This window comes from Rhodococcus ruitaii (assembly GCF_055230935.1).
Genome location: NZ_JBUYWC010000034.1, coordinates 1 through 7,897 on the forward strand (window position 1 = coordinate 1; position 7,897 = coordinate 7,897).

1 protein-coding gene is annotated in these 7,897 nt (G+C 66.4%); it reads left to right on the forward strand.

The features are described from left to right. The coding region (locus ACZI8W_RS26035) for an amino acid adenylation domain-containing protein (RefSeq protein WP_463371432.1) at positions 1–7,897 on the forward strand (7,897 nt) is incomplete at both ends.

Below are 7,897 nucleotides of genomic sequence, written 5' to 3' on the forward strand. Positions count from 1 at the left end.
TCGAGTCGGCGTTGCGTGGTGTGGGCGGTGTCCGTGACGTGGCGGTGGTTGCTCGTGTGGATGAGCGCGCGGGTGCGCAGTTGGTGGCGTATGTGGTGCCGGGGTCGGGTGTGGAACTCGATGTGGCGGAGTTGAAGGTTGCGCTCGGTGGGCGTGTGCCGTCGTACATGGTGCCGTCGGCGTTCGTGGTGCTCGGGGCGTTGCCGTTGAATGTGAACGGTAAGTTGGATCGGAAGGCTCTGCCGGATCCGGTGTTCGAGGTTCGTGAGTTCCGTGTGCCGGTGTCGCCGGTGGAGGAGTCGGTGGCGGCGGTGTTCGCCGAGGTGCTCGGGATCGAGCGGGTGGGTCTGGACGACGACTTCTTCGCGCTCGGTGGCAACTCGCTGCTCGCAACCCAGGTGGCGTCGCGGTTGAGCTTCGCGCTCGGCACGAAGGTCCCGGTGCGCGCCCTGTTCGAAACACCGACGGTCGAGGCGCTTGCCGCGGTGGTCGAGTCGCAGGACACAGAGATCCGCGTGCCGCTCGAAGCCGGTCACCGGCCCGACCGGATCCCGCTCTCGCCCGCTCAGCAACGCATGTGGTTCCTCAACCGCTTCGACACCGACACGGCCGCCTACAACGTGCCGATGGCCATTCGGCTGAGTGGCGATCTCGACGTGGATGCGCTGCAGGCAGCTGTAGCCGACGTCGTCACGCGCCATGAGTCTCTGCGCACCTACTACCCGGAGACCGCCGACGGCCCGATCCAGGTGATCGTCCCGGCCACTGATGTCACCCCGGATCTGCACCCGGTGAGTGTGTCCGAGCACGAGATCATCGACGCGGTGACCGCAGTGGGAGCCACCACGTTCGACGTCACCGATGAGGTACCGCTCACTGCGAAACTCTTCCAGGTCGGAGATACCGACTACGTGCTCGCGTTCGTCGTCCACCACATCTCCGCGGACGGCTCGTCGATGGGACCGTTGACGCGCGACCTGATGCAGGCGTACGTTGCGCGCTCCGACGGGGGTGTTCCCACGTGGGAGGCACTTCCAGTGCAGTACGCGGACTACGCCGTGTGGCAGCGAGCGGTGCTCGGTTCGGAGGACGATCCCGACTCGATCGCATCCAAGCAGGTCGGCTATTGGAAGCAGGCCCTCGCAGGACTCCCGGATCAGCTGGATCTTCCGACCGATCGCCCGCGCCCCGCAGCGCAGTCGTTCCACGGTGCACGGGTCGACTTCACTGTCGATGCCGACCTGCACCAGCGTCTGACCGATCTCGGCCGGCAGACGAACACGACGCTGTTCATGGTGCTGCACACCGCATTCGCGGTCTTCCTCGCACGGATGTCGGCGAGCGACGACATCGCGATCGGTACTCCGATCGCGGGTCGCGCCGAGCGTGAACTCGACGACCTGATCGGCATGTTCGCCAATACCCTGGTGTTCCGCACCCATGTGGATGGCCAGGCGAGCTTCACCGAATTGCTCGAGCAGACCCGCGAGACGGATCTGGGCGCGTTCGCGAATGCCGACGTGCCGTTCGAGCGCCTCGTCGAGGTCCTCAACCCGACTCGTTCGACGGCCCGACACCCGCTGTTCCAGGTGGGCCTGTCGTTCCAGAATCTCGCCCAGTCGTCGCTCGAACTGCCCGGGCTCACGATCTCGGGAATCGACGCCGACATGGCGATTTCGCAGTTCGATCTGCACCTGATCGTCACCGACCGGTACGACGCCGAAGGACGAGCCGTCGGCATCACCGGCTTCTTCACCTATGCGACAGACCTGTTCGACGAGTCGACGGTGAGAGCTTTCACCGAGCGGCTCACACGGGTTCTCGGCGCCGTGGTCACCGATGCGGCGATGCCGGTCGGCGACCTACCGCTGCTCGACTCGGTGGAGAAGACGCGGGTGCTCGGAGAGTGGAACGACACCGTGCGCAGCGTCGACGGCGCGGCCACACTCGTAGATCTGTTCGACGAGCAGGTGCGGCGCGACCCGAACGCCGCAGCACTGGTGTTCGGCGGCGGCGCTGTGGCCGACGGCGAGTTCGACTCGGTGGCCGACGGCGAGTTCGACTCGGTGGCCGACGGCGAGTTCGACTCGGTGGCCGACGGCGAGTTCGACTCGGTGGCCGACGGCGAGTTCGACTCGGTGACCTACGGCGAGTTCGATGCTCGCGTCAACCGGCTTGCGCGGAAGCTGATCTCGATGGGAGTCGAGCCCGAGACGACGGTGGTGCTGGCCGTACGTCGCTCGGTCGAGCTGTTGGTGGGCATGTATGCCGTGGCGAAGGCCGGTGGCGTCTATGTGCCGGTGGATCCGGATCAGCCGGACGAGCGCAACGCGTTCATCATGGAGGCTGCCGCGCCCGCGGTGGTCCTGACGACCGAGCGCGACGAGTTCGTCGTACCCGGGGAGAGGCCTGCCTCCACCGTTCTGGTGGATGCTGCGGACCTGTCGGGGTTCTCGGCAGCGCCGGTGACAGACGCCGATAGGCGTGCACCGCTGCGGTCGTCGAACACCGCGTACGTGATCTTCACGTCGGGTTCGACCGGCCGGCCGAAGGGCGTGGCGGTACCGCATTCGGCGATCGTGAACCAGATGCTGTGGAAGCGCGAGTACTTCGGTCTCGGCGCCGACGATGCGGTGCTGCTCAAGACGGTCGCGACGTTCGACCTGTCGGTGTGGGAGTTCTGGTCGGCGCTGGTCTCCGGTGGCCGCGTGGTGATCGCCTCGCCGGACGGTCATCGTGACCCGGCATATCTGAATGCGCTGATCGGCGAGCACGCTGTGACGACGTTGCATGTGGTGCCGTCGATGCTCGAAGCGTTGATGATCGACGGCGACGGCCGGCTGGCCGGGTCGCTGCGCCGCATCCTCGCCATCGGTGAGGCGCTGCCGGTGGCGACGGCGGAGCGCTTCGTGGAGCACAACACAGCTCGGCTCGTGAATCTGTACGGTCCGACCGAGGCTGCGGTCTCGGTGACCGCAGGTGAGGTGGCCGAGCTGGCGGGTGCGTCGGTGTCGATCGGTGTGCCCGAGTGGAACACGCGGACGTATGTGCTCGATGAGCGGCTGCATCCGGTGCCGGTGGGTGTACCGGGTGAGCTGTATCTGGCGGGCGCACAGTTGGCACGGGGCTATCACGGTCGGGTGGATCTGACCGCGGAGCGTTTCGTGGCGTCGCCCTTCGGGTCGGGGGAGCGGCTGTACCGCACCGGCGACCTCGTGAGATGGACGGCGCAGGGCGAATTGGACTACCTGTCGCGGACCGACTTCCAGGTGAAGGTTCGCGGTTTCCGGATCGAGCTCGGTGAGATCGAGTCGGCGTTGCGGGAGCAGGACGACCTCCGCGAGGTTGCGGTGATCGCGCGTGCGGACGAGCGCACCGGTTCGCAGTTGGTGGCGTACGTGGTGCCGAAGTCGGGCGTGGAACTCGATACGGCCGAGCTGAAGACCATGCTGGGCTCCCGGCTCCCGTCGTACATGGTGCCCTCCGCGTTCATGGTGCTCGACGGGTTGCCGTTGAATGTGAACGGTAAGTTGGACCGGAAGGCGTTGCCGGAGCCGGTGTTCGAGATCCGCGAGTTCCGGGCGCCGCGTACGCCGGTCGAAGAGATCGTCGCGGGTGTGTTCGCGGATGTGCTCGGCGTCTCTCGGGTCGGAGTCGATGACGACTTCTTCGAACTCGGTGGCAACTCGCTGCTCGCAACGCAGGTGGTCTCACGCATCGGTGCCGCGCTGGGTACCCGCGTACCCGTCCGGGTCGTGTTCGACGCCCCGAATGTCGGTGCGCTCGCTGTCGCCGCCGAGCAGCACGCAGACACCGAGTCGAGGGCGCCACTGGTGCCGCAGCCGCGCCCGAATCGGGTGCCGCTGTCGCTGGCACAGCAGCGCATGTGGTTCCTCAACCGCTTCGACACCGATTCGTCGGCCAACAACATTCCGGTTGCTGTGCGTTTGACGGGTGAGCTCGATGTGGATGCGTTGCAGGCAGCGGTTCGGGATGTGCTGGCGCGGCACGAGGTGTTGCGCACGATCTACCCCGAGGTCGACGGGCATCCCTTCCAGCAGATCGCGCCCGTGGCCGACGCCGCACCCGAGGTCATCGCTGAGTCCGTGAGCGAGGACACCCTCCTCGCGCGGGTCGGTGAGATCGTCTCGGCCGGGTTCGACGTCACCTCCGAGATTCCGTTGCGTGTCGCACTGTTCGCGCTGTCGGACGGCAGGGGCGAGCCCACCGACGGGGGACGTGCTGCGGACCATGTACTGGTGTTCGTGGCCCATCACATCAGCGCCGACGGCTGGTCTATGGCGCCGCTCACGCGTGACGTCATGACCGCCTACGTGTCCCGTGCCGCCGGTTCCGCTCCGAGCTGGGCTCCACTGCCCGTGCAGTACGCGGACTTCGCGCTGTGGCAGCGCGCAGTGCTCGGATCCGAGGACGATCCGCAGAGTGTGCTCTCGGCGCAGGCGGACTATTGGAAACGCACCCTCGCGGGTGTCCCGGACGAGCTCAACTTGCCGATGGATCGTCCGCGGCCGTCGGTGCAGTCGTTCACCGGTGGCAAGGTCGAGTTCACACTCGACGCGTCCACACACGGTGCGCTTGCCGCGCTGGCACGCCGGACCGGCACGACGATGTTCATGGTGCTGCACACGGCGTTGGCCGTGTTCCTCGCGCGGATGTCCGACTCCGACGACATCACGATCGGTACGCCGATCGCGGGTCGTGGCGAATCGGAGCTCGACGACCTGATCGGCATGTTCGTCAACACCCTGGTCTTGCGCAGCCGCGTCGATGCGGGTGACGGTTTCGAGGACCTGCTCGCGCAGGTGCGCACTGCGGACCTCGAGGCGTTCGCGCACGCCGACATTCCGTTCGAGCGCCTCGTGGAGGTGCTCAACCCCGAGCGGTCCACCGCACGGCACCCGCTGTTCCAGGTGGTGCTGTCGTTCGAGAACATGCCGGAGACCACCCTCGAACTGCCCGGACTGAGTGTGTCCGGGGTGCCGTTCGAGCTCGACATCGCGAAGTTCGACCTCGGGCTGACCGTGCGCGAACACGTCGACACCGCCGGTGATCCGGGCGGACTGTCCGCGGAGTTCTCGTACGCGAGCGCGCTGTTCGACCACAACACGGTCGAGCTGTTCGCCGAGAGGTTCACGCGACTCGTGAACGGTATCGTCGCGGGATCCGCGACGCCGGTCGGTGATCTACCGCTGCTCGGCGACGAGGAGTTCGCGCAGCTCACCCGCATGCGTGGGCACGACATCCTGACCGAGCCGAGGACCCTCGCGGACTTCCTCACCATCGGTGTGACGATGGATCCCGACGCCACCGCGGTCCGTTACGAGGGGCGGTCGATCACCTACCGCGAGATCGACGAGACGTCGTCGAAGCTCGCCCGGGTGCTCATCGAACGGGGAATCGGGGCCGAGGACTTCGTCGCCGTCTCCTTCCCGCGTTCGTACGAGATGGCGGTCACCGTCATGGCCGTCGCGAAGACCGGCGCCGCACACGTGCCGGTGGACCCGACCTACCCCGCCGAGCGCGTGCGGTACATGCTGTCCGATTCCGGTGCAGCACTGGGTATCACCTCGTCGCAGCACGCCACCGGTCTGCCCGGCGATGCGGAATGGCTCCTCCTCGACGACCCCGACTTCATTGCGAAGGTCGACGTTCGTGCGTCCACACCGATCAGCGATGCGGACCGCGTGCGGCCCACTCACGTGCACCAGCCCGCCTACCTGATCTACACCTCGGGTTCGACAGGGCAGCCGAAGGGTGTCGTCGTCACCCACTCGGGTCTCGCCGGCCTGAAGGACATGGTCACCGACCTGTACGGCGTGACCTCCGAATCGCGCTTCCTGCAGATCTGTTCGCCGAGCTTCGACCCGTCGGTGCTCGAGTGGATGGCTGCTTTCTCGTTCGGTGCCACGTTGGTCGTCGTGCCGTCGACGATCATCGGTGGCCCCGATCTCGCGGAGTTGCTGCGCACCGAACGGGTGACCCACACAATCATCACTCCGGCGGTGCTCGGGACGATGGAGTCCGACGGGGTCGACAGCTTCGAAGTGCTGTCGGTCGGTGGCGACGTCACGACGCCGGAACTGTTGTCGGAGTGGTCGAAGCGCACGACCTACGTCAACGCGTACGGGCCCACCGAAGCCACGATCGTCTCCACCTTCGGGCAGATGGTGCCGGAGCGTCCGATCACGATCGGTGAGCCCATCGTCGGCATGACCACTCTGGTGCTCGATTCACGCTTGCGGCCGGTAGCGGCCGGTATGGCCGGTGAACTCTACGTGGCCGGTCGAGCACTTGCGCGCGGGTACCACCGACGCAACACCCTCACAGCCGAGCGGTTCGTTCCGAATCCGTACGGCGAAGCCGGCGATCGCATGTACCGCACAGGTGATGTGGTGCGGTGGCGTGCGGTCGAAGATCGGCTCGAACTCGAGTTCGTGGGGCGCAGCGACTTCCAGGTGAAGGTGCGCGGCTTCCGTATCGAACTCGGCGAGATCGACGCCGTGCTCTCCGCACACGAGACCGTCAATTGGGCCACCACTCTCGGTCGTTCCACGGCGTCGGGTGCGACGGTGTTGGTGTCGTATGTGTTGCCTGCGGCGGGCCGGACTGTGGATGTGGCGGGGTTGACGGAGTTCGTGGCTCGGTCGTTGCCGCCGCATATGGTGCCGTCGGCGATCGTGGTGCTCGATGAGGTGCCGTTGTCGCCGGTGGGCAAGTTGGATCGTGATGCGTTGCCGGAGCCGGTGCTCGCCGAGCGTGAGTATCGCGGTGCCGGTAGTGAGGTCGAGGAGATCATTGCGGAGGTGTTCGCGGAGGTTCTGCACTTGGAGAAGGTGAGTGTGGACGAGTCGTTCTTCGCGCTCGGTGGTGATTCGATCGTGTCGATTCAGTTGGTGTCGCGGGCGAAGGCGCGTGGTGTGGTGTTCTCGCCGCGGGATGTGTTCGAGCGGCGTTCGGTGGCGGGCCTGGCCGAGGTCGCCTCGCGTGTCGATGCGGATGCGCCGCAGAAGCTGACCGAACTTCCGGGTGGCGGTGTCGGTGACGTTCCGTTGACGCCGATCATGCGTGAGGTGCTGGGCTGGCCCGGCGGTTTCGATCGGTTCTCGCAGACCATCGCAGTCAACCTCCCGCAGGACATCACCGCGGACGTGCTCGAGCGGACCATCGGTGCCGTGGTGGATCATCACGACGCGCTGCGGTCGATCCTCGAACACGGTGGCGACGCGACAACCTTGCGCATTCGCGCGGCGGGCACCGTCGACCCGGCGTCCCTGATCGCCAGGGTTAAGGTCGCAGCCGAGGTCTCCGAGGGTGATCTGACCGAGATCGCCTCGCGCGAACTCGATTCCGCGATCGGACGCCTCGACCCGGCATCGGGAGCGGTGCTGCAGTTCGTGTGGTTCGACTTCACCGGCGACACCCGGCCGGGTGTGTTGCTGATCGTCGCCCATCACCTGGTGATGGACGGTGTGTCGTGGCGAATTCTGTTGCCGGATCTCGGTCTTGCATGGGGGCAGATCGTCTCCGGGCAAGATGTCGAGCTCGCCGAAGTCGGGACGTCGTTGCGTCGCTGGGCACACGGCCTCGTCGAGGCGGCACCGTCGCATCGCGACGAGCTGGAGTTGTGGGAGCGGGTGCTCGGCGGACCTGACCCGCTGCTCGCACAGCGGCCGTTCGACCCCGCGATCGATGTGACCTCCACCGTGGAACGCATCGAACTGACCCTGGATTCGCGGCAGACCGAGGCGTTGCTGACGTCGGTGCCGTCGTTGTTCCGCGGTGGTGTTGCCGATGGTCTGGTGGCGGCGTTGGGGTTGGCGTTGGTGCGGTGGCGTCGTGATCGTGGTGTGGAGTCGTCGTCGGCGTTGGTGAAGTT